The sequence below is a fragment of the Burkholderia sp. 22PA0106 genome, assembly GCF_047497155.1.
Classification (GTDB): Bacteria; Pseudomonadota; Gammaproteobacteria; order Burkholderiales; family Burkholderiaceae; genus Burkholderia.
In genome coordinates this window covers 2,693,956-2,716,624 of the sequence record NZ_CP163162.1, presented here as the reverse complement: position 1 = coordinate 2,716,624, position 22,669 = coordinate 2,693,956, and the positions used below count along the sequence as shown (strand labels likewise).

The 22,669-nt window shown below is 68.3% G+C and carries 22 protein-coding genes; 11 read left to right on the top strand and 11 right to left on the bottom strand.

All coding sequences use genetic code 11. The features are described from left to right. Positions 1-125: 125 nt before the first annotated feature. From AB4850_RS11635 to AB4850_RS11625, 3 genes are all read right to left on the bottom strand, one after another. Positions 126-605, bottom strand: a complete 480-nt coding sequence (locus AB4850_RS11635; RefSeq protein WP_414439956.1) for a zinc-finger-containing protein — start codon at positions 603-605, stop codon at positions 126-128. 112 nt (positions 606-717) lie between these two features. Next, positions 718-2,250, bottom strand: a complete 1,533-nt coding sequence (locus AB4850_RS11630) for a diguanylate cyclase (protein WP_414439955.1) — start codon at positions 2,248-2,250, stop codon at positions 718-720. A gap of 234 nt (positions 2,251-2,484) precedes the next feature. After that, a complete protein-coding gene (locus AB4850_RS11625) occupies positions 2,485-3,336 on the bottom strand; it encodes a LysR substrate-binding domain-containing protein (protein WP_414442016.1) in 852 nt (283 codons plus the stop codon). A 99-nt stretch (positions 3,337-3,435) separates the two neighbouring features. Between AB4850_RS11625 and AB4850_RS11620 the strand changes: the two genes are divergently transcribed. After that, a complete protein-coding gene (locus AB4850_RS11620) occupies positions 3,436-4,644 on the top strand; it encodes an aminotransferase class I/II-fold pyridoxal phosphate-dependent enzyme (protein WP_414439954.1) in 1,209 nt (402 codons plus the stop codon). Positions 4,645-4,679: 35 nt separating this feature from the next. Here AB4850_RS11620 and AB4850_RS11615 read toward each other — a convergent pair whose 3' ends face one another. From AB4850_RS11615 to AB4850_RS11600, 4 genes are all read right to left on the bottom strand, one after another. Then, a complete protein-coding gene (locus tag AB4850_RS11615; RefSeq protein ID WP_414439953.1) occupies positions 4,680-5,093 on the bottom strand; it encodes a hypothetical protein in 414 nt (137 codons plus the stop codon). A gap of 96 nt (positions 5,094-5,189) precedes the next feature. Then, entirely contained in the window at positions 5,190-6,176 is a 987-nt protein-coding gene (locus AB4850_RS11610) for an alpha/beta fold hydrolase (RefSeq protein ID WP_414439952.1), read from the bottom strand. A gap of 15 nt (positions 6,177-6,191) precedes the next feature. Continuing rightward, positions 6,192-7,793, bottom strand: coding sequence for a flavin-containing monooxygenase (locus AB4850_RS11605; protein ID WP_414439951.1), 1,602 nt, complete (start codon positions 7,791-7,793; stop codon positions 6,192-6,194). Next, positions 7,790-8,698 carry an SDR family NAD(P)-dependent oxidoreductase gene (locus AB4850_RS11600; RefSeq protein ID WP_414439950.1) on the bottom strand — a complete coding sequence of 303 codons (909 nt, stop codon included), beginning with the start codon at positions 8,696-8,698 and terminating at the stop codon, positions 7,790-7,792. The genes AB4850_RS11605 and AB4850_RS11600 overlap by 4 nt, the downstream gene beginning before the upstream one ends. A gap of 101 nt (positions 8,699-8,799) precedes the next feature. On the opposite strand from AB4850_RS11600, the gene AB4850_RS11595 reads away from it, so the two are divergent. Beyond that, entirely contained in the window at positions 8,800-9,507 is a 708-nt protein-coding gene (locus AB4850_RS11595) for a TetR/AcrR family transcriptional regulator (protein WP_414439949.1), read from the top strand. An 11-nt stretch (positions 9,508-9,518) separates the two neighbouring features. Here AB4850_RS11595 and AB4850_RS11590 read toward each other — a convergent pair whose 3' ends face one another. Then, entirely contained in the window at positions 9,519-10,418 is a 900-nt protein-coding gene (locus AB4850_RS11590; RefSeq protein ID WP_414439948.1) for a LysR family transcriptional regulator, read from the bottom strand. Between the two features lie 147 nt (positions 10,419-10,565). Here AB4850_RS11590 and AB4850_RS11585 point away from each other — a divergent pair, with 147 nt between their 5' ends. The 3 genes from AB4850_RS11585 to AB4850_RS11575 all read left to right on the top strand — a co-directional run bounded on the left by AB4850_RS11585 (position 10,566) and on the right by AB4850_RS11575 (position 14,137). Further along, positions 10,566-11,201, top strand: a complete 636-nt coding sequence (locus tag AB4850_RS11585) for a glutathione S-transferase family protein (RefSeq protein WP_414439947.1) — start codon at positions 10,566-10,568, stop codon at positions 11,199-11,201. Between the two features lie 41 nt (positions 11,202-11,242). Beyond that, on the top strand, positions 11,243-13,651 hold the full coding sequence (locus AB4850_RS11580; RefSeq protein ID WP_414439946.1) for a pyridoxamine 5'-phosphate oxidase family protein: 2,409 nt from the start codon (positions 11,243-11,245) through the stop codon (positions 13,649-13,651). A 96-nt stretch (positions 13,652-13,747) separates the two neighbouring features. Further along, entirely contained in the window at positions 13,748-14,137 is a 390-nt protein-coding gene (locus AB4850_RS11575) for a cytidine deaminase (protein WP_414439945.1), read from the top strand. A 30-nt stretch (positions 14,138-14,167) separates the two neighbouring features. On the opposite strand, the gene fnr is transcribed toward AB4850_RS11575, so the two are convergent. The 3 genes from fnr to AB4850_RS11560 form a co-directional block, all read right to left on the bottom strand. Next, entirely contained in the window at positions 14,168-14,929 is a 762-nt protein-coding gene (fnr, locus tag AB4850_RS11570) for a fumarate/nitrate reduction transcriptional regulator Fnr (protein WP_414439944.1), read from the bottom strand. Then, positions 14,892-15,335 carry a response regulator transcription factor gene (locus AB4850_RS11565; protein WP_414439943.1) on the bottom strand — a complete coding sequence of 148 codons (444 nt, stop codon included), beginning with the start codon at positions 15,333-15,335 and terminating at the stop codon, positions 14,892-14,894. Before AB4850_RS11565 ends, fnr begins: the two co-directional genes overlap by 38 nt. A 138-nt stretch (positions 15,336-15,473) precedes the next feature. Next, a complete protein-coding gene (locus AB4850_RS11560) occupies positions 15,474-16,106 on the bottom strand; it encodes a transcriptional regulator (RefSeq protein ID WP_414439942.1) in 633 nt (210 codons plus the stop codon). Positions 16,107-16,307: 201 nt separating this feature from the next. Between AB4850_RS11560 and AB4850_RS11555 the strand changes: the two genes are divergently transcribed. From AB4850_RS11555 to AB4850_RS11530, 6 genes are all read left to right on the top strand, one after another. Beyond that, the gene (locus tag AB4850_RS11555) at positions 16,308-17,837 is read left to right on the top strand and encodes an amino acid permease (RefSeq protein ID WP_414439941.1); all 1,530 of its coding nucleotides are present in this window, start codon (positions 16,308-16,310) and stop codon (positions 17,835-17,837) included. A gap of 69 nt (positions 17,838-17,906) precedes the next feature. Continuing rightward, a complete protein-coding gene (locus AB4850_RS11550; RefSeq protein ID WP_414439940.1) occupies positions 17,907-18,143 on the top strand; it encodes a hypothetical protein in 237 nt (78 codons plus the stop codon). A 456-nt stretch (positions 18,144-18,599) separates the two neighbouring features. Beyond that, on the top strand, positions 18,600-19,316 hold the full coding sequence (locus tag AB4850_RS11545) for an ABC transporter permease (protein ID WP_414439939.1): 717 nt from the start codon (positions 18,600-18,602) through the stop codon (positions 19,314-19,316). A gap of 131 nt (positions 19,317-19,447) precedes the next feature. Then, positions 19,448-20,317 (top strand): glycine betaine ABC transporter substrate-binding protein, encoded by an 870-nt coding sequence (locus AB4850_RS11540; RefSeq protein WP_414442015.1) that lies wholly within the window; start codon positions 19,448-19,450, stop codon positions 20,315-20,317. Between the two features lie 13 nt (positions 20,318-20,330). Next, positions 20,331-20,984 (top strand): ABC transporter permease, encoded by a 654-nt coding sequence (locus tag AB4850_RS11535; protein ID WP_414439938.1) that lies wholly within the window; start codon positions 20,331-20,333, stop codon positions 20,982-20,984. Next, positions 20,981-22,129, top strand: coding sequence for a betaine/proline/choline family ABC transporter ATP-binding protein (locus AB4850_RS11530; RefSeq protein WP_414439937.1), 1,149 nt, complete (start codon positions 20,981-20,983; stop codon positions 22,127-22,129). Before AB4850_RS11535 ends, AB4850_RS11530 begins: the two co-directional genes overlap by 4 nt. The last annotated feature ends 540 nt before the right edge of the window (positions 22,130-22,669 follow it).

Below are 22,669 nucleotides of genomic sequence, written 5' to 3'. Positions count from 1 at the left end.
CGGCGCAATCGGCGAGAACCACCGCGCTGTCGGCCTGCGAATTCGATGCAGTGCAGCAATCGGCGTGCCTGAAATAAACCCAAAAAGGGCCGGTTCGGCCGTGGATCAGGGCCGAGCGCGCCGCATCACGCGTCGTAGCCCGGTTCGGCCGCCGTGGCGCCGGCCGCGTCGCCGCGCTGGCGGTTCGCCACGAAATCGTTGACCAGCACGATCGCCGCGCGGCAGGCGTCGAGATCGAGGGCGTGGATCGTGTTGGCCGGATCGAGGCCGAGCCGGGTGGCGAGCCAACGGATGCCCTTGGCGCGCGCCTCGAACGCGTTGCAGCCGTCGCGGCGCATCTTGGCGGCCACCAGCGGTTCGAGCGCCGCGTGCAGATCCGATTTCGCCTGCCGCAACTCGGCGTTGGCGAGCCGGCCGAGCGGCACGTGGCGGCGGCTGCGCGGAAACACGCCGATCCAGGCATCGCACGGCGGGCAGACCCACAGCTCGCCGTGCTCGTCGCGATACGGGTAGGCGGCATCGCCGAAACGCGCAAGCTGCGCCTTCTCGCCGCAATAGTCGCAGACGGGTTGAGGCAGGGCGGGAACGGGGCGGCCAACGCGCATGACGGGAGGATCGGCGACGGGATCGAAGTGGAATCAGCGCACAGTATAAGGATCTCGCCGCGCCGCCTGCCATCCCGGCGTGCCGGCGCGGCAGCGCGCCGCGCCCGCCGCGTCAGGCCAGCACCACGCCCTGCGGATCGCAGATCCGGTTGCGGCCGGCCGTTTTCGCGTGATAGAGCGCGGTGTCGGCCAGGTTGACGAACGCGGCATCGCTGGCGGCGGATGCCTCGCGCGTGGTGACGATGCCGATGCTGACCGTCACGCGCCCATAGGCGCTGGTCGCGTGCGGCAGCGCCAGGTCGTAGATCGAGCGCCGCACCTGTTCGCCGAACCGGGCCGCGCCCTGCGCATCGGTATCGGGCAGCGTCACGACGAACTCCTCGCCGCCGTAGCGCGCCATGCTGTCGGTCGCGCGGCGCGCACACAGGGCCAGCACGCGGCCGACCTCGCGCAGCACCTCGTCGCCGGCCGGGTGCCCGTAGTGATCGTTGTAAGCCTTGAACTGGTCGATATCGACGAACAGCAGCGCCAGCGGCCGGCCGGTTCGTTGTGCGCGCAACCACTCGCCATGCAGCGTGGCGTCGAACGCGCGCCGGTTGCCGAGGCCCGTCAGCGCATCGGTGCGGGTCAGCCGGTAAAGCTGCTGCTCGACCTGCTGGCGCAGCCGCAGCTCGTGCGCGAGCAGCATCGAGCCGGCCGCCACCACCAGCGAGAACACCGCCACGATCGCGCCGAGCCGTTCCGCGCGATGCCGCCATTCGAGGTAGATGTCGCTCTCCGCCGGCGCCACGTCGACGATGATCGGCAGCGCCGGCAGCCGCTTGTACACATACAGCCGCCGCGTGCCGTCGAGCGAGGCCAGGCCGGACACGGCGCCTTCGGGCTGGCGCATCGCATCGAGATACACGGTGGAGCGGCTCACGTCGCGGCCCACCATGCTGGTGTCGAACGGCAGCCGGGTGATCAGCGCGCCGTTGGTGCCGAGCACGGCGGCCGAGCCGTGCGGGCCGACCGACAGGCCGTCGAGCAGCGAGCGGAAATAGTCGACGCTGAGCGCGCCCACCACCACGCCGCCGAATGAACCGTCGGCGTTGTCGATGCGGCGCGACAGCGTCAGCATCGCCTGCCCGCCGTGCAGCGGCGACGCGTAAGGCTTGCTGATGTAAAGGCCGATCTCGGGATGGCTGCGGTGGATCGCGATGTCTTCGCGATCCAGCAGGTTGGCCACCGGCGGTGCGTCGGAGCGCGAATCGAGCACGATGTTGCCGCCGGGGTCGACCACGTAGATCGTGCCGAGGTAGCGCCCGGTGGTGGCGCGGTCGAACAGCACGAGGTTGCGCAGCTTCGGCGGCAGCGCCATCACCTGCGGCTGGCGCATGCCATCCACCACGGCCTGCAACGACAGATCGTATTGTTCGACGCTGCGGGCGATGTCGCGTTCGAGCACGAGCACCAGGTTGCGGGCATTGCCGGCTGCGCGCTGGTAGGCATCCGAGCGCGACTGGAACAGCACCAGCGCGCTGAGCGCCCAGAAGAACACCAGCAGCACGCCGCCCGCCAGCAGAACGCCGGCCGGGGTCAGCAGGCGTGAGGCGGCCAGCTTCCACGAGCGGGGCGTCGGATCGGGCAGGCGGTCGGCGGGCATCAGGATGTCGGGCGGAACGATATCTGGGCAGGGCGGACGGGGTGACGCTTCGCAGCAGCCGGCGACGGGCGCGCGGCGGCATGTAACGCGATTATCGGAGGAAATCGATGCTTCGTGCGTGACAGTGTCGACCTCGTCCCGAACAGTGGCGCGCGCGAAACAGCGCGGGCCGTAATGCGACGCAGCATGGTTGCACGGGCACGGATCGCCGCCGCGCCCGTCTGCCGATTCCGTTCAGATACTGAGATCGGACAGCAACTGGTCGGCCAGGAAATCGCACGGCGGCCGGTTCGAGCGCGCGCTGCGCGCCAGCACGATGTCGAGATCGGGCAGCGCCGGCAGCCCGTGCGCCGGCCCCTGCTGCGAGAAATGCGCCGGCACCGCGCAGCGCGCCAGCGGCGCGATCGCCAGCCCGGCCTCCACCATGCTGAACAGGCCCATCAGGCTCGGGCTTTCGTACGAAGTGCGAAATGCGATGCCGGCCGCTTCGAGCGAACGGATCGCGTTGGCGCGTGCGACGCTGCCCGCGCCGAACAGCGCGACCGGCAGCGGCCGCTCGTCCCACACCGCGCCGCCCGACGGCGGCCCGGCCCAGACCATCGGCTCGGCGCGCACGAACGCGCCGTTCAGGCCGCGCATGCGCGTCACGCAGGCCAGGTCGATCTTGTTGTCCTTGAGCAGCGGCGCGAGCGCGCGGCTCGGCAGCCCGACCACCTGGATCTCGACCTTCGGGTAGCGCGCCGAGAATTTGCGCAGCACCGGCGGCAGCAGCGACGAGGCGTAATCGTCGGGCACGCCGATCGTCACGCGGCCCTTGACCTCGGGGTGGACGATCGCCGCCCAGGCCTCCTCGCGCAGCGCGAGCAGGCGGCGCGCGTAGGCAATCAGGGTTTCCCCGTCGGGCGTGACGGTCACGTTGCGCGCGCCGCGCACGAACAACTGCTTGCCGAGCGATTGCTCCAGCGCGCGAATCTGCATGCTCAACGCCGACTGCGAACGGTGCACGCGCGCCGCGCCGCGCACGAAGCTGCCCGCATCGGCCACGGCCACCGCCATCGCCAGCACATCGAGATCGAAGGATTTCATTGCCATCAGAAAAGCTGATCAAAGTGATCAATATAACGCGTTTGTCTGATTGGAAGGCGCTGCGCATACTGGCTTCGCCTTCACAGCGGAGATGCAAGGATGTTTGCGGATTACGACGAATTCCGGCGCCAGGGAATGCGCCTCGACATGTCGCGCGGCAAGCCCGCGCCCGAGCAGCTGGACCTCGCGACGCGGCTGTTCGCCGAGGCCGGCGACCCCGGCTGGCTGGCGCGCGACGGCGCGGATTGCCGCAATTACGGCCTCGGCGCGGGCCTGCCCGAAGCGCGCGAATTCGGCGCGGCGCTGCTCGACGCGGCCCCGGAGCAGGTGGTCGCGGCCGGCAATTCGAGCCTCGAACTGATGCACGACGTGCTCGCGTTCGCCGTGCTGCACGGCCTGCCGGGCGGCAGCCCGTGGCGCGGCGGCGAGGTGGCGATGCTGTGCCCGGTGCCGGGCTACGACCGGCATTTCGCGATCTGCGAGGCGCTCGGCATCCGCATGATCGCCGTGCCGATGCGCGACGACGGCCCCGACATGGATGTGGTCGAGGCGCTGGTGCGCAGCGACGCGTCGATCCGCGGCATCTGGTGCGTGCCGCGCTACAGCAACCCGACCGGCGCGGTCTACTCGGCCGACACGGTGAGGCGGCTCGCAGCGCTGCCGGCCGCGGCCGCCGATTTCCGGCTGATGTGGGACGACGCCTACCGTTTCCACCACCTGACCGACGCGCCGCGCGCCGTGCCGGACATCCTGCCGGCCTGCGAGGCGGCGGGCCATCCCGATCGCGCGTTCGTGTTCGCGTCGCTGTCGAAGGTCACGTTCGGCGGCGCGGGCGTGGCGTTCCTGGCCGGCTCGGCGCGCAACGTCGGCTGGTGGTTGCGCCACGCGGGCGTGCGCTCGATCGGGCCGGACAAGCTGAACCAGTTGCGGCACGTGCACGCGCTGCGCGACCGTGCCGGGCTGGAAGCGTTGATGGCAGGCCATCGGGCGCTGCTGCGGCCGAAGTTCGAGACGGTGGAGGCGGTGTTCGCCGAGCGGCTCGGCGGGATTGCGGAGCTGAACTGGACGCGGCCCGAGGGCGGCTATTTCGTCAGCCTCGACTTGCCGCCGGGGCATGCGAAGCGTGCGGTGGCGCTGGCAGGCGAGGCCGGGCTGGTGCTGACGCCGGCCGGCGCGGCGTTTCCGCTCGGCGACGATCCGCTCGACCGGCATTTGCGGATCGCGCCGTCGTTCCCGTCGCCGGACGTGGTGCGCGCCGCGGCGCACGGGATTGCCGTGTCGGTGCGGCGGGCGCTGGAGATCGGTTGAGCGGGCGGGGCAGCGCCCGTCCGCCGATCAGTGCCTCAGTGTGTTTCGCACTTCAGGTTGGCCTTCGGCACGTCGATCATGATCGGATAGGTGCCCTGATCGAGATCGACGCGCGCCACCACGGTGGTGACGGCGCTGTCGCTGTCGTCGTAGACGCTGACGCGGTCGTGCCGCAGGCTGGTCAGGCCGGCGCAGCCCGAGGCGCGGCCTTCGTCGGAAATCTTGCAGGTGATCTGGTTCGTCATCAGGTAGCGGAACTGGTCGCTCTGGGGCAGCTTCAGGTATTCGCGCAGGCTGGCCGGCGTGCCGGCCACGCCGTTGGCGGTGCCGATCGCGCAGGGTTCGGCCGCGGCGCCGCTCGCGGCGGTGTCGGCCAGCGCGGCCGTGCCGAACAAGGCGCAGGCCGATACAAGGGCTGATGCAAGGGCCGATGCGATCAGATGCTTCATGGTGCGGGTCCCGGTTCTGGATCGAAGTGCGCGATTGTAATCGGATCGCGCGCGCGGCGTGGCCGGGCCGGGGCCGGCCACGCCGCGCGGGAGCGGCTAGCGCCCGGTGGCGGTGCGCACCGCGGGCTGCGACAGGTCCGGCGCATCAGTCGCGGCTTGCGCGGCCTCGCCGAGGATCCAGTCGGTGGTGGCCGCCGCTTGCGTGACGGGCAGCATGTGGCCGCCGTCCACCAGCGTCAGCGCGACGCTGTCGAGCTTCTGCTTGAGGCCTTCGCCGTGCTTGCGGTAGTCGAGGATGGCGTCGTTGCGGCCGTACAGCACGCCGACCGGCACGCCGAGCGTCGGATAGCGGCGCTCCATGTCGGGCAGATCCTCGGGCGCGGCCACCAGGTCGGACGACGCGGCGTAGAACGCGTCCGGCCGCAGCCCCATCAGCCCGCCGCCCTTGATCGGGAAGTCGCGCGGCACCGGCTCCGGCGTGAAGATCGCGTCGATCGCCTTGCGGCTTTGCAGGATCATCACCGGGATGCCCATCGTCAGCGACACGAAGCGGCGCAGCGGGGCCGGGCGCAGCGCCAGGCCCTTGAACGCGGGCGGCGGCGTGGTTTCCGTGTGCGTGAGCGGGGCGATCAGCGCGATGCGGCTGATCGCATCGGGGTGGTCGAGCGCCACCGCCAGCGAGATCGCGCCGCCGAGCGAATGGCCGACCAGCAGCGGCTTGTCGAGGCCGAGCGTCTCGATGAAGCGCGCGACGGTGCGCGCCTGCGCATACACGTTGGCCTGCGAGGCCGGCCCGCGCGTCGAGCGGCCCGAGCCGGCGCGATCGACGAGGATCACGCGGTTCGACTGGGCCATGCGCGGCAGGTCGAGGTAGGCGAAGTTGCGCAACTGGCCGCACAGGCCGTGCACCAGCACGATCGGCGGGCCGCTGCCGTAATCGACGTAATGCAGGCGGTCGCCGTCGATATCGATGAATTGGCCTTCGGGCGGGAAGCGGCGCCGCACCTGGCTCGCGGTGAACAGCGTGAACACGCAGAGCACCACGAACACGGCGACGACGATGGCAATCAGTTCGGCAATCACGGCAATCCCCTTTTCTTATCGGACGGATTCGGAAGCGGTGCGGCCGGTGGCCGGCTCGGCCGGCCGGCGCGCGAAATGCATCGCGCTGTCGGTCAGCGAACCGAAGCGCAGCAGCGCGAGGTCGCGGGCGTAATTCTGATGCGATTTCCACGGGTTGCGCGCGCCCTGACGCGGCAGCAGCGCGGCGGCCCGCTGAATATAGCCGGAACTGAGGTCGACCGCCGGGCCGAGCGACATCGTGGCGGCGTCGAGCGTCGGCGTGCAACTGTCGTAGCCTTTCTCGCGCATGTGGTTGAGCAGCCGGCACACGTACTGCGCGATCAGCTCGGCCTTCAGCGTCCATGACGCATTGGTGTAGCCGAACGAGGTCGCGAGGTTCGGCACGCCGCTGGCCATCATGCCCTTGTACGAGACGGCCTCGCCGAACTCCACCGGACGGCCGTCCACGCTCACGGTCGCGCCGCCGAGCATGCGCACCTTGAGGCCGGTGGCCGTGACGATCACGTCGGCGTCGAGCGTCTCGCCGCTTTTCAGTTGCAGGCCGCCCGGCGTGAAGCGGTCGATCTCGTCGGTGACGATCGACGCGCTGCCGCCGCGCAGCGCCTTGAACAGGTCGCCGTTGGGCACCAGGCAGAGGCGCTGGTCCCACGGGTTGTAGCGCGGCGTCAGGTGCTTGCCGATATCGAAGCCGGGGTTCAGCTGGCGCTGGGCCGCGCGCAGGATGAAGCGCTTGGCGGCGTCGGGGCGCTTGCGCGCGACGCGATACACGTACATCGCGAGCATCACGTTCTTGGCGCGCACCAGCCGGTGCGCGAGGCCGGCCGGCAGCCAGCGGCGCAGGCGCATCGCGAGCTTGTCGCGCGCCGGCATCGACACGATGTAGGTGGGCGAGCGCTGCAGCATCGTCACGTGCGCGGCCTGCTGCGCCATCGACGGCACCAGCGTCACGGCGGTCGCGCCGCTGCCGATCACCACCACGCGCTTGCCGGCGTAATCGAGATCCTGCGGCCAGTGCTGCGGATGGACGATGCGGCCGCGATAGCTGTCCATCTCCGGCCAGCTCGGCGCGTGGCCGTTCTCGTAGTCGTAATAGCCGCTGCACATGTAGAGGAAGCGGCAGGTGAAGCGCAGCGTTTCGGTGTGATCGCCGCTGGTGCGTGTCACGTCCACCAGCCAGCGCGCCGCCGCCGAGTCCCAGTTTGCGCTCGTCACGCGGTGGCGGTAGCGGATCGAGCGGTCGATGCCCGATTCGCGCGCCGTGTCGCGGATGTAGTCGAGGATGGTCGCGCCGTCCGAGATCGCGTTGTCGCTGTGCCACGGACGGAAGCTGTAGCCGAGCGTGAACATGTCGGAATCCGAGCGCACGCCGGGGTAGCGGAACAGGTCCCAGGTGCCGCCGATCGCGTCGCGGCTTTCGAGGATCGCGTAGCTGGCCCACGGGCAGCGCTCGCGCAGGTGCCACGCCGCGCCCACGCCGGACAGCCCGGCGCCGATGATCAGTACGTCGAAATCGGTGCGCTGCGACGCCGGCGCCTCGCCGCCGCTCGCGGTGCGCGACGCGGGGGGCGCGTTCTCATGGGCCGTCGCGGACGGCTGCCAGCCGGTGGTGGTGTTCATGCGGCATCCCTGGTGGTGTTGGACGAGGCGGCGCCGGTGCGGCCCGCGCCGTGGCGCTGCAGATTGCGATCCCGCGATTTACGCACGAATCGCAGCACGAAGCCCTGATAGGCCGAGCCGAACAGCCGTGACAGGCGGTCGAGGCGGCGCGCGTCGGCGCCCACCAGTACGCGCCGCGCGTTGCGCTCCACGCCGGCCAGGATCTGCCGCGCGGCCGCGTCGGCCGTGGTGGCGGTGATCAGCTTGTTGGAGGCGCGGCGGTGCGTGTCGGGGTCCTGCCCGGTCAGCGCGTGGATGCGTTCATCGACGCGCGACGCGTTGACGATGTTGGTGGCCACGCCGCCCGGATGCACGCAGGTCGCGCTGACTGGCGCGCGCTCCAGCTCCAGTTCCATGCGCAGCGCCTCGGTGAAGCCGCGCACCGCGAACTTGCTGGCGTTGTAGGTGCTTTGCGTCGGCATCGCGATCAGCCCGAACAAGCTGGAGGTATTGATCACGTGGCCGTCGCCCGATTCGTGCAGGTAGGGCAGGAAGGCCTGGGTGCCGTGCACCACGCCCCAGAAGTTGATGCCCATGATCCATTCGAAATCCTGGATCGAGACGCTTTCGGCCGGCGCGGCCAGCGACACGCCCGCGTTGTTGAACACCAGGTTGACGCGGCCATGCGCGTCGCGCGCCGCCTTGGCCCAGGCGAACACGGCTTCGCGCGAGGCCACGTCGAGCCGTTGCGAGGTCACGTGCACGCCGTGCGCATGACACAGCGCCACCGTCTGCGCGAGGCCGATTTCATTGATATCGCTCAGGGCGAGATGGCAGCCGCGTCGGGCAAGCTCCACGGCGAGGCTGCGCCCCATGCCCGAGCCGGCCCCGGTGATCGCGGCAACCTTGTTCGAAAAATCCTTCATCGCTTGCCTCCCGGGGCTTGCCGCCCTGCCGAATCGCGGCTTAAATGTGGTGTTGAGCGTCACCAATTTAATGATGACAGTGAATGATGTCAAATAACGGAATGGAGAAACCCCTCGAAACCGGCCGGAAGGGCCGCCCGTATGGCGGGGTGGCGCCCGAGGCGCGAGCCGCCGAGCGGCGCGACGCGCTGATCGGGGCCGGCACGCGCCTGTTCGGCACGCTCGGCTTTCGCAAGACCACGGTGCGCGCGCTCTGCCAGGAGGCGAAGCTCAACGACCGCTACTTCTACGCGGCCTTCGATGGCACCGACGCCTTGTTGCAGGCCACTTACCAGCATCACGCCGTGCGCTTGCGCGCGGCGGTGGCGGCGGCGCTCGACGCGGCCGGAGACGGGCTGGAGGCGCGCGTCGACGCCGGCTTGCGCGCGTTCTTCGCGTTCCTGCGCGACACCTGCGCGGCGCGCGTGCTGCTGCTCGAAGTGATGGGCGTCAGCGCCGAAACCGATATCACGTACCAGCGCAACCTGCTCGAATTCGGCCGGCAGATCGTCGCGGTCGCGCGCGTGACCGATCCCGACGACCCCGAGCAGCGCGCCGATGCACGGCTCACCGGCCTCGCGCTGGTGGGCGCGATGACCAACGCCGGCGCGTCGTGGCTGCTGACCGGCTATCGCGATCCCGAGGAGCGGATGGTGCGCAATTGCCGCCGCGTGCTGCTCGGCACGCTGGCGATGTTCGATGCGGATCGCGGAGCGGAGGGCAGCGCGGATGACGGTGCGGGCAAGGAGACGGAGCCGGCCGGCCACTGACGCGCGCCGCTTCAACCGCCGAGCCGTGTCTTCAGCACCTCGACCACCGCGCGCACCTTCGCCGACGGATGATGCGTGGACGGGTAGATCGCATGAATATCGGCCTTCGGCAGCGACCAGTCGGGCAGCAGCCGCACCAGCGCGCCGGTCGCCACGTCGTGTTCCACCGCGAAGCTGGTGGCGGTGCCGAAGCCGCAGCCGGCCAGCAGCGCGGCGCGCACGGCCGGCGTCGAGTTCGAGGCGAAGCGCCGCCGGCAGCGCAGCCGCATGCGCGTGCCGTCGTCGTGCTGCAGCGGCAGTTCGAGCCGCTGCATCGAGGATAGCGTCGCATACGGCCAGTCGAGCAGCGCGGCCGGTTCCCGGGGCAGCCCGAAGCGGGCGATCGCGGCGGGGCTCGCCACCATCCAGCGCTCGAAGCCACCGATCCGCACCGCGCGATGATTCGAATCGGACAGCTTGCCTAGCCGCACGGCCAGGTCGATGCGCTCCGCCACCAGATCGACGAGCCGGTCTTCACAAATCAATTCGATATCGAGCTCGGGATGCGTGTGGTTCAGCGCGACCAGCGCCGGCGCTACCACCAGCGCGCCGTAATCGATCGGCGCGCTGACGCGCAGGCCGCCGCGCAGCGGCCCGGCGTCGCCCGCGATCGCGCTGAACGCCGCCTCGGCGGTGCCGAGGATCTCGCGCGTCGCCTCGTAGAGCGTGCGCCCGGCCTCGGTCACGCTGAGCCGCCGCGTGGTGCGCACCAGCAGGTTCGCGCCGGTTTCGGCCTCCAGCCGCTGCATGTGCGTGCTGACCATCGTCTTGGCGATGCCGAGCCGCGTGGCGGCGGCCGTCAGCGAGCCGGTTTCGACCACGGCCGCGAACACCGCCAGCCGGTTCAGATTCACGTTGCGGATGTCGATCACGTGATTGTCCAGTTTTGATGGATTGTATTTCGCTGATTATCCATCTTTCATGAACGACACAGCGGGCTTAGTCTGTCGGTACACGTCGCGGGGGAGGTTCAGCCCACCGCGATTCATGAACCGAATCGTCTATCCCATGGAGTTGTCATGTCGTCCGCCGCTCGCCCCGCCGCCCCGATCCGCCTGTACCGCGCACCGCTTTCGGGCCACGCCCATCGCGCCCAGTTGATGCTGTCGCTGCTCGACCTGCCGCACGAGCTGATCGACGTCAATCTGGCCGAGGGCGAACAGCATTCGGCCGCGTTTCTCGCGCTGAACCCGTTCGCGCAGGTGCCGGTAATCGTCGATGGCGATGTCGTGCTGGCCGATTCCACCGCGATCCTCGTCTATCTGGCCAAGCGCTACGGCGACGCGTCGTGGCTGCCGGACGACCCGGCCGGCGCGGCCGCCGTGCAGCACTGGCTCGCGCTCGCGTCGGGACCGATCATGTACGGCCCGTGCGCCGCGCGGCTGGCGACGCTGTTCAACGCGCCGTTCGATCACGCCAAAGCCGTCGGGACCGCCGAGAAGCTGCTGGTCACGCTCGACAAGGAACTGGCCGGCCGGCGCTTCGCGCTCGGCGAGACGCGCACTATCGCGGACGTGGCCGGCTATTCGTATATCGCCCACGCACCGGAAGGCGGCGTGTCGCTCGCGCCGTATCCGAACGTGCGTGCCTGGCTCGAACGCGTCGAGGCGCTGCCGGGCTTCGTCGGCATGCGCAAGTCGCCGGCGCTGGCCTGAGCCGCGCCGCGCGTCGAGTTAGTTGACCGGGAGCCAGTGCGATGAGCGATGCCGCCAGCACGATCGAACGTACGCCGGCTGAAACCGCCGACGCGCGGCGCGCGGCCGCCGGTTCACCGGACGGCTCGCCGTTTCACGCCGGCGAGCTGGCCGTGCAGCAGCAGGCCGGGGTGGACGAGTTCGCCGATGCGGCGGGACGGGTCGGCATTCGTGCGTTCATGCCCGATCAACACCGGACCTTCTACGCGCAATTGCCGTGGTTCGTGGTGGGTGGCGTCGATCGCGACGGTCAGCCTTGGGCCACGTTGCGCGCGGGCGAACCGGGTTTCGTCGATTCGCCCGATGCGCGGACGCTGCGCCTGCAGGGCGGCGCGTTGCGCGACGACCCGCTGGCCGACGCGTGGCAGCCGGGCGCGCCGTTCGGCGGGCTCGGCATCGAGCTGCCGACGCGGCGGCGCAATCGCGTCAACGGCACGGTCGCCTCGCTCGACGGCACGGCCATGTCGATTGCCGTCACGCAAAGTTTCGGCAACTGCCCGAAGTACATCCAGCGCCGCACGCCCGAACCGGTCGAACTGCCGCATCGCGCGCCGCCGCTGCACCGTGCCGAGGTGCTCGGCGAGGCCGAGCGCGAGCTGATCGCGCGGGCCGATACGTTCTTCGTGGCCAGCGCCAATCTCGACGCCGATGCGCGGGTGGCGCGCGGCGTCGATGTCTCGCATCGCGGCGGGCCGCCGGGCTTCGTGCGGGTGGACGACGAACGCACGTTGACCGTGCCCGATTACGCGGGCAATCGGTTCTTCAACACGCTCGGCAATTTCGTGTCGAATCCGCGTGCGGGCTTGCTGTTCGTCGATTTCGCGCGTGGCGATTTGCTCTATGTGGCGGCGGAGGCCGAGATCGTCTGGGACGGGCCGGATCTGGCCGCGTTCGAGGGCGCGCAGCGGCTCGTGCGCTACCGGTTGCGCGAGGTGCGGCGCAGCGAGGCGGCTTTGCCGTTCCGGTGGTCGGAGGCGGAGTTGGCGCCGCAGTTCGCGAGCGCCGCGGTGGCGCGGGTTGCCGCGCCGGCCAAGGCGGAAGCGGGTGCGGTCGATGTGTCGACGCGGGTGACCGCCGCGACCCAGGCAACCCAGGCGACCCAGGCGACCCAGGCGACCCAGGCGACCCAGGCGACCCAGGCGACCCAGGCGACCCAGGCGACCCAGGCGACCCAGGCGACCGCCGCGACCCAGGCAACCCAGGCAACCCAGGCAACCCAGGCAACCCAGGCAACCCAGGCAACCCAGGCAACCCAGGCAACCCAGGCAACCCAGGCAACCCAGGCAACCCAGGCAACCCAGGCAACCCAGGCAACCCAGGCAACCCAGGCAACCGCCTGGTTCACCCTGCGCGTCGTCGCGACGCGCGACGAGGCCCCCGGCATCCGCTCGTTCCACTTCGAACGCGCCGACGGCACGCCGTTGCCGCGCCACGACGGCGGCCAGCACCTGACGCTGCGCATTCCGATGCCGGGCGAGGCTGCGCCGCTGGTGCGCAGCTACACGCTGTCCGACGCGGCAGGCGGCCCGACCTGGCGCATCAGCGTGAAGCGCGATGGCGCCGGCTCGTCGCGGCTTCACGAGATGTTGCAGGTGGGCAGCCGGATCGAGGCGCGCGGGCCGGGCGGCACTTTCCGGCTCGATCGCGCCGGCGTGCGGCCGGTTGTGATGCTGTCGGCCGGGATCGGCATCACGCCGATGCTCGCGATGCTGCGCGAACGCGCGGCGGCGTCGCACGGACCCGTTGCGCCGCGCGTGGTGTTCTTTCACGGCGCGCGCCATGCGGCGGACCGGCCGTTCGTCGACGAACTGGCCGATTGCGTGCGCCGCGATCCGACCTTGACCGTGCATCTGTTCGACAGCCAGCCCGCGCCGGCCGGTGGCGATGGCCATCATGCGGGCCGCCTCGGCATCGATGCGCTGCGTCGCTTGCTGCCGTTCGATACCTACGATTTCCATATTTGCGGCCCGTCGGCGTTCATGACCGAGATGGTCGAAGGCCTGCGCGCGCTCGAGGTGCCCGAGGCGCGGATTCATTACGAGGCGTTCGGGCCGTCGAGCGTGCCGCGGCGCGCCCGCACGCCGGAGATTGCGGTCGCGGCTGACGTGCCGGCAGCGGAAGCGGCATCGGCCTCGTCAGCTGTCGTCGAATTTCGCCGCAGCGGTGTGACGGCGGACTGGTCGCCGTTGGACGGTTCCCTGCTCGAACTGGCCGAGGCGCGCGGCATCGACGCGTTGTCGAGTTGCCGGGTCGGCGCATGCGGCACCTGCACGGTGCGCGTGCTCGAAGGCGGCGTGTGCTACCCGCAGCCGCCCGACGCCGACGTCGGGCAGGGCGAAGCGCTCGCCTGCGTGGCCCGTCCGGCCTGCGCGGCCGGCGATGCGCCGGTGCGCGTGGTGCTCGATCTCTAGCGCTTGCGATTGCCGGACGACGTGCGTTCGCGTATCGCAGCCGTTACGATGCGGGCACGGCAAGCTCCGCCGTGCCCGACACGAGAGGCAATCAGGATGGACCCCCAAACCTTGATCGACGCGGCTACGCAGGCGCGCGAGCACGCCTACGCGCCTTACTCGCGGTTCCGCGTCGGCGCGGCGCTGGCCACGCACGACGGCCGAATCTTTCATGGCTGCAATGTGGAGAACGCCGCGTACGGGCTGTGCAATTGTGCCGAACGCACGGCGTTGTTCGCGGCGATCGCGGCCGGTTGCCGGCCCGGCGATTTCACGGCGCTGGCGGTAGTGGGGGAAACGGAAGGGCCGATCGCGCCGTGCGGCGCCTGTCGGCAGGTGATGATGGAGCTGGGCGGGCCGGCTTTGCCGGTGGTGCTGGCGAACCTGCGCGGCGATGTGCGGCAGACGACGGCGCAGGCGCTGTTGCCCGGAGCGTTCTCGCTCTGAGAAACGCCGCGCAGTGCGCCGAGGCGGACCTCAGACCTGCACCAGCCCTTGCGCGTCGTGAATCGTGATTTGCCGGCCGCGCGAATCGATCAGGCCGTTGCGCTGAAATTTCGACAACATGCGGCTGACTGTTTCGAGCGTCATGCCGAGATAGCAGCCGATTTCCTCGCGTGTCATGCGCAGATTGAATTCGGCCGCCGAATAGCCGCGTGCCTTGAAGCGCGCCGACAGATTGAGCAGGAACGACGCCACACGCTGTTCGGCCGTCATCGTGCCGAGCAGCATCATGACGCGCGATTCGCGGACGATCTCGCTGCTCATCATCTGATACACATGCTGCTGAAGCAGCCGCATTTCGCGGCAGGCGGCTTCGAGCTGGGCGAACGGAATCACGCAGACGGTGCTGTCTTCGAGCGCGATCGCGTTGCAGTGATGCTCGCTTTCACTGACGCCGTCGAGGCCGAGCGTATCGCCGGTGATCTGGAAGCCGGTGACCTGCTCGCGGCCGTCGCGATGCACGACGAGGGTTTTGAACGAACCGGTGCGCACCGCATAGAGGCTCGCGAACGGATCGTGTGCGCGGAACAGCGCATCGCCGCGCTTGACGTGGCGCGTGGTGCAGATCATGGCATCGAGCCGACGGTATTCGGTATTCGTGAACGTCGCAGGCATGCACACATTGCGGGTTGCGCAACTTGAGCACCGTGCGCCGGGCAGCTTGGGCGCATCGAATCGGACGGACGCCGTGGGCGGCTCATGAGCGATCGTAGCGGGCGTCGTGGCAATCGGCATAGTTGGCTCGGCGAAGAGGTTGGCGGCGGCGCGCGTGGGCGAGCGTGTCGATGGTGCGACAGGCCAGCTCGAACTCGGTGGTTTTGTCGAAGAAGTAATGGGCGCCGGCTTTCTGGCTCGCGGCCCGAAAGGCGGGGCCGGACAGATTGGTGAGGATGACCGTGACGACGTGCGGCGCGAAACGCGCGAGCGTGCCGAGCAGTTCGAGCCCGCTGCCGGACGGCAGGCGCAGCTCGATGACGGCGACGTGAGCGTGGCTCGAGACGATCCCGGCAAACGCCACTGCGTGATCTTCCGATTCGCCGACGACGGCGACGCCGGCCAACGGTTCGAGCAGGGCCGCGATCCGCTTGCGAATCGCAACGGCCGGCTCGACGACATATACGCGGAGGAGATTGGAATCCATCTGACCAATATAGCGAGCCGGGCGAGCCGGTGAAATCGGCGTCAGACGAAAGTGGGGTAGGTGATTCGCTTAAAGATGTAGGCAGATTCCTACAGTTTTACAAAAGCATGACGATGCGGCGACGGGCCCCGCCGAGGCTCATTTTGCGTCGTTATAGACAGTCGCCCGCGACACGCCCAGATGCTGCGCGATGATCTCCATCGCGCGCCGCACTTCCAGGTAGCCGTCTTCCTTCAGCACCTGCATCAGCGCGCGACGCTGCTCGGTCTTCAGCGAGCGCGGCGTGGTGGCGAGCGTCATCGCGAAACGGTCGATCCGCTCGCGGATCGCGTCGGCATTGGCCGGGTCGAGCGTTTCGCCGACCGGATCGGCGCCGGTCTGGCAGAACTGGTTCAGCACGCCCTGGATGCCGCGGAACAGCGTGACGTCGACGTTCAGGCACAGCGCGGCGACGTAATGGCCTTGGGTGTCCTTGATGCCGATCGAGGTGCTCTTGGCCGTGCGGCCGTCGGCGAACCGGTTCGCGTAGTTCGCCAGCACCGACGGGTAATCGTCGTTGGCGATGCGCGCAAGGCCCAGCTCGGTGGTCGGATCGCCGACCGCGCGCCCCGACAGATTGTTGTGGATCGCGACGATCGAATTCTCGGGCGTGCGCAGGTCATGGACGACCACTTCGGTGAACGGCGCGAACATCTCGCCAAGCCCCTGCGCGATCGTGTTGATCTGCTCGATCAGCGACGCCTGTTCGGACGGGGAGGACTTCTGGGTCATATTGGACGTTTTATCCGGGATTTGACGAGTATTGTAACCACGCGGGGCGCGACGGCAAGGCAGGGCGGCGCGCATCCCGATTCGGGTAGAATCCGAGCCGCGCGCGAGCCGCGCCGGCGCCTGCCGGCGGCCCGGCAGCCCCATCCGGGCGGCTGCGGCCGGCCAAGCGGGCGCCGCCCGCCTGCCCCTTGCCAGTTCGATATGTCATTACCCGCACCGCACTCCACGTCTGCCTCCGCTTCCACCCCCCAGCTCAAGCGCAGCCTCAAGGCGCGCCACCTCACGATGATTGCGATCGGCGGCTCGATCGGCACCGGCCTGTTCGTCGCGTCCGGTGCATCGATCTCGCAGGCCGGCCCTGGCGGCGCGATGCTCGCCTATCTGCTGATCGGCGTGATGGTTTACTGCCTGATGATGAGCCTCGGCGAGATGGCCGCCTTCATGCCGGTGTCGGGTTCGTTCGCCACCTACGGCGCGAAATACGTGGACGAGGGTTTCGGTTTCGCGCTCGGCTGGAACTATTGGTACAACTGGGCGGTGACCATCGCGGTGGAACTGGTGGCCGCGCAGCTCGTCATGCATTACTGGTTTCCGCAGGTGCCCGGCATCTGGTGGAGCGCGCTGTTCCTCGGCCTGATGTTCCTGCTCAACGTGATGACCGTGCGCGGCTTCGGCGAGGCCGAATACTGGTTCGCGCTGATCAAGGTGGTCACGGTGCTGGCGTTCATCGCCACCGGCCTGCTGATGATCTTCGGCATCCTGACGGGCGGCCCGTCGCCGGCCTGGGCCAACTTCGCGATCGGCGACGCGCCGTTCGCGGGCGGCTTGCCGGCGATGATGGGGGTGGCGATGATCGCCGGCTTCTCGTTTCAGGGCACCGAGCTGATCGGCATCGCGGCCGGCGAATCGGAGAACCCGCGCACCACCATTCCGCGCGCGGTGCGTCAGGTGTTCTGGCGCATCCTGCTGTTCTACGTGTTCGCGATCTTCGTGATCGGCATGCTGGTGCCGTATACCGACCCGAGCCTGCTCAAGAGCGACGTGACCGACGTGGGCGTGAGCCCGTTTACGCTGGTGTTCCGTCACGCGGGCCTGGCGTTCGCGGCCGGTGTGATGAACGCGGTGATCCTGACCGCCGTGCTGTCGGCCGGCAACTCGGGCATGTATGCGTCGACGCGGATGCTCTACAACCTCGCCACCGAGGGCCGCGCGCCGCGCGTGTTCGCTAAGCTGTCGAAGGGCGGCGTGCCGCGCAACGCGCTGTATGCCACCACGGCGGTGGGCGCGCTGTGTTTTCTCTCCTCGCTGTTCGGCGACAAGACCGTGTACCTGTGGCTGCTCAACACCTCGGGCATGACGGGTTTCATCGCGTGGCTCGGCATCGCGGTCAGTCACTATCGCTTCCGCAAGGGCTTCGAGAAGCAGGGCTTCGCGCCCGGACAGTTGCCGTATCGTTCGAAGCTGTTCCCCTACGGGCCGATCTTCGCGTTCGTGCTGTGCATCGTGATCGCGCTCGGCCAGGACTATCAGGCCTTCCTGTCGAGCCGGATCGACTGGGTCGGCGTGATCGCCACCTATGTCGGCATTCCGCTGTTCCTGGCGATCTGGCTCGGCTACCGGCTGCTGCGCAAGAGCCGCCTGGTGCGCTACGAGGACATGGAGATCGCGCCCTGGCTCGACGGCGGCGCGCGGCGCGAAGCGCTGCGCAACGATCCGGCTGAAAATATCTGAATCCGATGCGGAAGCAATGCCCGTTCCCGGCTGGGTCGCAGCCTTGCAGCATGCGGCCGAGCCGTAGTTTTGGCGATTTTTCCGCGTATTGCCGCTTCGCAGCGCAAAATTTTTTTCCCGTCGTTTGCCGCTGTTTTCGCGCGTGACGCGCTGCGGCGTGCCTGCCGCGAGGCGCGCCCCTGCCTAGCACTCGGGACAATCCCGAATGCCTTGCCACTGAAGGCATTTCAGGCAATTTGGTTTGCTATCCTCATTATCCGTTTTGGCATGATCGAGCACCGCCAGCCCGTTGCGCACGCCGCTTAGCGACGATGCCGATCCTTCGGGATCGGACCCCGAAGGGTAGACGCTTTCTCGAAATTGCCCTTATACTGCGTTCCAGGTTTTCGACTTTCACAGCGCGTTGCACACCGATAAGTGCACGATCGCAGCAAGTGTAAAAGTCGGTTCATCCTTCCCATCGATCGGAGCGTCCTGCTCCTGCGGTGCCGGCACGTTCGTGCGGCCGCATCCCTGCCATCGCAAGATGGTGCCTTTGGTCTGGGCAGCGCACGCGCGCTATCCGTGCTGAACATGACAATCTAACGAACGCGTTGCGTTCACGCAGGATGCCGAACGGTTTGCGCCGTCCGGCACCGATGCCGTTTTTGTCGGTTCGATCCCGGCATGACCGGGATCCGTACCTTCCATTCGCGACGCCTTTTGGCGTGCTCGCGGCGCGCGGCCATTCGCGTGCGCCGTTTCGAAAAGGAGGCGTATCTCATGACTCGACGCACTGTCCGTTTGGCGGGCAGCCTGTTAATCGCCGTCGCCTTGATCGGCTGGATCGCCAACGCGATCGGCATCGATACCTGGCGGCAGCACTCGGGCGATCTCGTGTATTACACGGGCCGGCATTTGATGCTCGTGGGCTACTCGATGGCGCTCGCGATTCTTGTCGGCATTCCCGCCGGCGTGACGTTGAGCCGCCCGTCGCTGGCGCGCCAGGCCGAACGCTTCATGCAGGTGTTCAACATCGGCAATACCGTGCCGTCGCTGGCGGTGCTGGCGATCGCGCTCGGCATCTTCGGCATCGGCGACGTGCCCGCGATCATCGCGCTGTTCTTCGCGTCGCTGCTGCCGATCACGCGCAACGCCTACGAAGGCATGCGCAACGTGCCGGCCTCGTTGCGCGAGGCGGCGCGCGGCCTCGGCATGACGCCGTGGCAATCGCTGATGCGCGTCGAGCTGCCGAATGCGCTGCCGATCATCGTCGGCGGCGTGCGCACGGCGCTCGCGATCAACGTCGGCACCGCGCCGCTCGCCTACCTGATCGGCGCCGACAGCCTCGGCACGCTGATCTTCCCGGGCATCTATCTCGACAACCAGCAGATGCTGCTGCTCGGGGCGGCCTCCACCGCCGTGCTCGCGCTGCTGCTCGATGGCATCGTCGCGGCCGGCAGCCGGCACGTGATCGCGCGTAACGGAGGTGCGGCATGAGCTTTCTGACACGCATTCGCACGCTGTTGCGCAGGCTCGCGCTTGCTACGCAGTCCGCATCGATTCTCCCGGCGCGACGCGCGGGCACCGCCGCGCGTTTCGCCTCGGCTCGCAAGTTCGTGGCGATCGCCATGCTGGCGCCGCTCGGCGCGCTGGTCGGCACGCCGGCCCATGCGCAGACGCTGAACGTCGGCGGCAAGAACTTCACCGAGCAATACGTGCTGGCCGAGATCACCACGCAGTATCTGCGCTCGCGTGGCTACACGATCGAGACGCGCACCGGCCTCGGCTCGGTGCTGCTGCGCAGCGCGCTCGAGAACGGCCAGATCGACGTGATGTGGGATTACACGGGCACGGCCGCCGCGGTCTACGACAAGATCAAGGAGAAGCTCTCGCCCGATGAAACCTATCGACGCGTCAAGGCGCTGGATGCGCCGCGCGGTCTGGTGTGGCTCAACGCGTCGCCGTTGAACAATACCTACGCGCTGGCGCTGTCGGCCGAGACGGCGAAACAGACCGGCATCCGAACCATCTCGCAACTCGCCGCGAAGCTGGCCGGCGACCCGAAGGGCACGCGCCACACGTTCGGCATGGATGCCGAGTTCGCCAACCGCCCCGACGGCCTGGTGCCGCTGGAAGCCGCCTACCACCTGCATTTCAGCCGTTCCGAAACCAAGCAGATGGATTCGGGCCTCGTGTACACGGCGCTCCACAACAACCAGTTGACCATCGGCCTCGTCTACACCACCGACGGCCGCGTGAAGGGCTTCGGCATCGTGCCGCTGGAAGACGATCTGCATTTCTTCCCGCCATACAACGCGACGCCGGTGGTGCGCGAGTCCGTGCTCCAGCGCAATCCGAAGCTGGCCGCGCAGTTGAACGCGCTGTCGGCGGCGCTCGACAGCGACGTGATGCTGGAAATGAACAAGCGTGTCGATATCGATGGGGTGTCGGTGCAACAGGTCGCGACCGACTTCCTGCACACGCATCCCTTACCGTGATCCGGAGGCGACCATGACGGTTCAAGCTTATCTGGCTGCCAATTGGCCGGAGCTGATTCAACTGACCTTGCAGCACATCTACCTGGTGGGCATCGCGGTGGGCTGCGCGATCCTGGCCGGCGTGCCGCTCGGCATCGTGATCAACCGCCACGAATGGCTGGCCGCGCCGCTGCTGGGCGTGGCCACCGTGATCCTGACGCTGCCGTCGATCGCGCTGTTCGGGCTGATGATTCCGGTGTTCTCGCGCTTCGGCCAGGGCATCGGCGCGGTGCCGGCGATCACCGCCGTGTTTCTTTATTCGCTGCTGCCGATCATGCGCAATACCTACCTTGCGCTGAAGAACGTCGACGCGGGCATCAAGGAGGCCGGCATCGGCATCGGGATGACCTCGTGGCAGCGGCTGCGGCTGGTGGATTTGCCGCTGGCCGTGCCGGTGATTCTCGGCGGTGTGCGAACCGCCGTGGTGATGAACATCGGCGTGATGACGATTGCCGCCGTGATCGGCGCGGGCGGCCTGGGAACCTTGATCGTCCGGGCGATCGGACAGAGCAGCATGATGAAGCTGCTGGTGGGCGCGGTGCTGGTCAGCGTGCTCGCGATCGTCGCGGACTTGCTGCTGCAATGGCTGCAGCGCGCATTGACACCGAAGGGAGTGCAGAAGACATGATCGAACTCGACCAACTGACGAAGACCTTCTCGCAGAAGGGCGGCCAGCCGGTGCGTGCCGTCGATTCCGTGAGCCTGACCGTGCCGGAAGGCGAAATCTGCGTGTTCCTCGGGCCGTCCGGTTGCGGCAAGACCACCACGCTGAAGATGATCAACCGCCTGATCGCGCCCACCTCGGGCCGCGTGCTGATCAACGGCGAGGACACCACCGGGCTCAACGAAGTGGATCTGCGCCGTCAGATCGGCTACGTGATCCAGCAGATCGGGCTGTTCCCGAACATGACGATCGAGGAGAACATCACGGTCGTGCCGCGCCTGCTCGGCTGGGACAAGAAGCGCTGCCGCGAGCGCGCGACCGAATTGATGTCGATGGTCGCGCTCGATCCGAAGCTGTACCTGAAGCGCTATCCGCGCGAGCTGTCGGGCGGCCAGCAACAACGGATCGGCGTGGTGCGCGCGCTGGCCGCGGATCCGCCGGTGCTGCTGATGGACGAGCCGTTCGGTGCGGTCGATCCGATCAACCGCGAATCGATCCAGAACGAGTTCTTCCAGATGCAGCGGCAACTGAAGAAGACCGTGATCATGGTGAGCCACGATATCGACGAGGCCATCAAGCTCGGCGATCGGGTGGCCGTGTTCCGGCGCGGCCAGCTCGTGCAGTACGCGCACCCGGACACGCTGCTCGCGCATCCGAAGGACGAGTTCGTGGGCCAGTTCGTCGGCGCCGACAGCACGCTCAAGCGCCTGCTGCTGGTGAAGGCCGGCGATGCGGCCACGCAGCCGCCCACCGCGCGTCCGGATACCTCGCTGGCCGACGCGTTCACGATCATGGACGAGAACGACAGCCGCTATCTGACCGTGGTCGACGATGCGCAGCGCGCGCTCGGCTTCGTGGCGCGGCGCACGGCGCGCGGCGCGGCCGGCACGTGCGGCGAGCGCCTCGTGGAATTCCCGGCGACCGTGTCGGGCGAGGAAAACCTGCGGATCGTGCTGTCGAAGATGTATCAGTACCGGTCGTCGTGGATGCCGGTGCTCGACCCGGACGGCGCATACGTGGGCGAGGTCACGCAGGATTCGATCGCCGATTATCTGAGCTCGGGCCGCTCGCGTCAGCAAACGGGCCAGCCGGCGACCGCGCGCGCGTGATGCTTGCCGTGCGCGGGTTGGCACGGCAGCAAGCAAAAAAAGCGCCCCGCTCGACAGCGGGGCGCTTTTTTCATGCGGGTTGTTTATTGCGCATGGCGGGCCAGCGCGAGGATCGCGAGCAGCTCGTCGACGCTGAAGCGGCCGTCGAGCGTGACGCGGCCGCCGACCCAGTTCGGCACGTCGCGCGAGGGATTCCAGTCCACCCAGCCGGGTGCCTGATGAAGGGTGTGGCGGGCGCTATTCCGGGGTGGGCGGTCGTGAGAGCTGGACATCGAATTCGGGCCTTACGAAATGCGGAGAGGAGAGCGCCGAGAGGCGCGGCGGAAGGCAAACAGGCTGCGTTAGATTCTCGGCAAGCGCCTCGCTCCAAGCAATGGGACGAATCCGAATCTACGTTTCGAATTCATGGCGCCGTGCGTGTTGCGCGCGTCGTGTTTGAGGAATTGCGAAAGATCCCTATCCGGGAATCAGATTTTTCATATGGCGACCGCGCGTGCGATTCAGCAGACTAGCGCTGGTCACGTGACGGTTTTTTGTTGC

Coding starts and splice junctions, on each gene's coding strand:
- AB4850_RS11635 (WP_414439956.1), bottom strand. CDS start 605: ATGCGCGTTGGCCGCCCCGTTCCCGCCCTGCCTCAACCCGTCTGCGAC.
- AB4850_RS11630 (WP_414439955.1), bottom strand. CDS start 2,250: ATGCCCGCCGACCGCCTGCCCGATCCGACGCCCCGCTCGTGGAAGCTG.
- AB4850_RS11625 (WP_414442016.1), bottom strand. CDS start 3,336: ATGAAATCCTTCGATCTCGATGTGCTGGCGATGGCGGTGGCCGTGGCC.
- AB4850_RS11620 (WP_414439954.1), top strand. CDS start 3,436: ATGTTTGCGGATTACGACGAATTCCGGCGCCAGGGAATGCGCCTCGAC.
- AB4850_RS11615 (WP_414439953.1), bottom strand. CDS start 5,093: ATGAAGCATCTGATCGCATCGGCCCTTGCATCAGCCCTTGTATCGGCC.
- AB4850_RS11605 (WP_414439951.1), bottom strand. CDS start 7,793: ATGAACACCACCACCGGCTGGCAGCCGTCCGCGACGGCCCATGAGAAC.
- AB4850_RS11600 (WP_414439950.1), bottom strand. CDS start 8,698: ATGAAGGATTTTTCGAACAAGGTTGCCGCGATCACCGGGGCCGGCTCG.
- AB4850_RS11595 (WP_414439949.1), top strand. CDS start 8,800: ATGGAGAAACCCCTCGAAACCGGCCGGAAGGGCCGCCCGTATGGCGGG.
- AB4850_RS11585 (WP_414439947.1), top strand. CDS start 10,566: ATGTCGTCCGCCGCTCGCCCCGCCGCCCCGATCCGCCTGTACCGCGCA.
- AB4850_RS11580 (WP_414439946.1), top strand. CDS start 11,243: ATGAGCGATGCCGCCAGCACGATCGAACGTACGCCGGCTGAAACCGCC.
- AB4850_RS11575 (WP_414439945.1), top strand. CDS start 13,748: ATGGACCCCCAAACCTTGATCGACGCGGCTACGCAGGCGCGCGAGCAC.
- fnr (WP_414439944.1), bottom strand. CDS start 14,929: ATGCCGATTGCCACGACGCCCGCTACGATCGCTCATGAGCCGCCCACG.
- AB4850_RS11565 (WP_414439943.1), bottom strand. CDS start 15,335: ATGGATTCCAATCTCCTCCGCGTATATGTCGTCGAGCCGGCCGTTGCG.
- AB4850_RS11560 (WP_414439942.1), bottom strand. CDS start 16,106: ATGACCCAGAAGTCCTCCCCGTCCGAACAGGCGTCGCTGATCGAGCAG.
- AB4850_RS11555 (WP_414439941.1), top strand. CDS start 16,308: ATGTCATTACCCGCACCGCACTCCACGTCTGCCTCCGCTTCCACCCCC.
- AB4850_RS11545 (WP_414439939.1), top strand. CDS start 18,600: ATGACTCGACGCACTGTCCGTTTGGCGGGCAGCCTGTTAATCGCCGTC.
- AB4850_RS11540 (WP_414442015.1), top strand. CDS start 19,448: ATGCTGGCGCCGCTCGGCGCGCTGGTCGGCACGCCGGCCCATGCGCAG.
- AB4850_RS11535 (WP_414439938.1), top strand. CDS start 20,331: ATGACGGTTCAAGCTTATCTGGCTGCCAATTGGCCGGAGCTGATTCAA.
- AB4850_RS11530 (WP_414439937.1), top strand. CDS start 20,981: ATGATCGAACTCGACCAACTGACGAAGACCTTCTCGCAGAAGGGCGGC.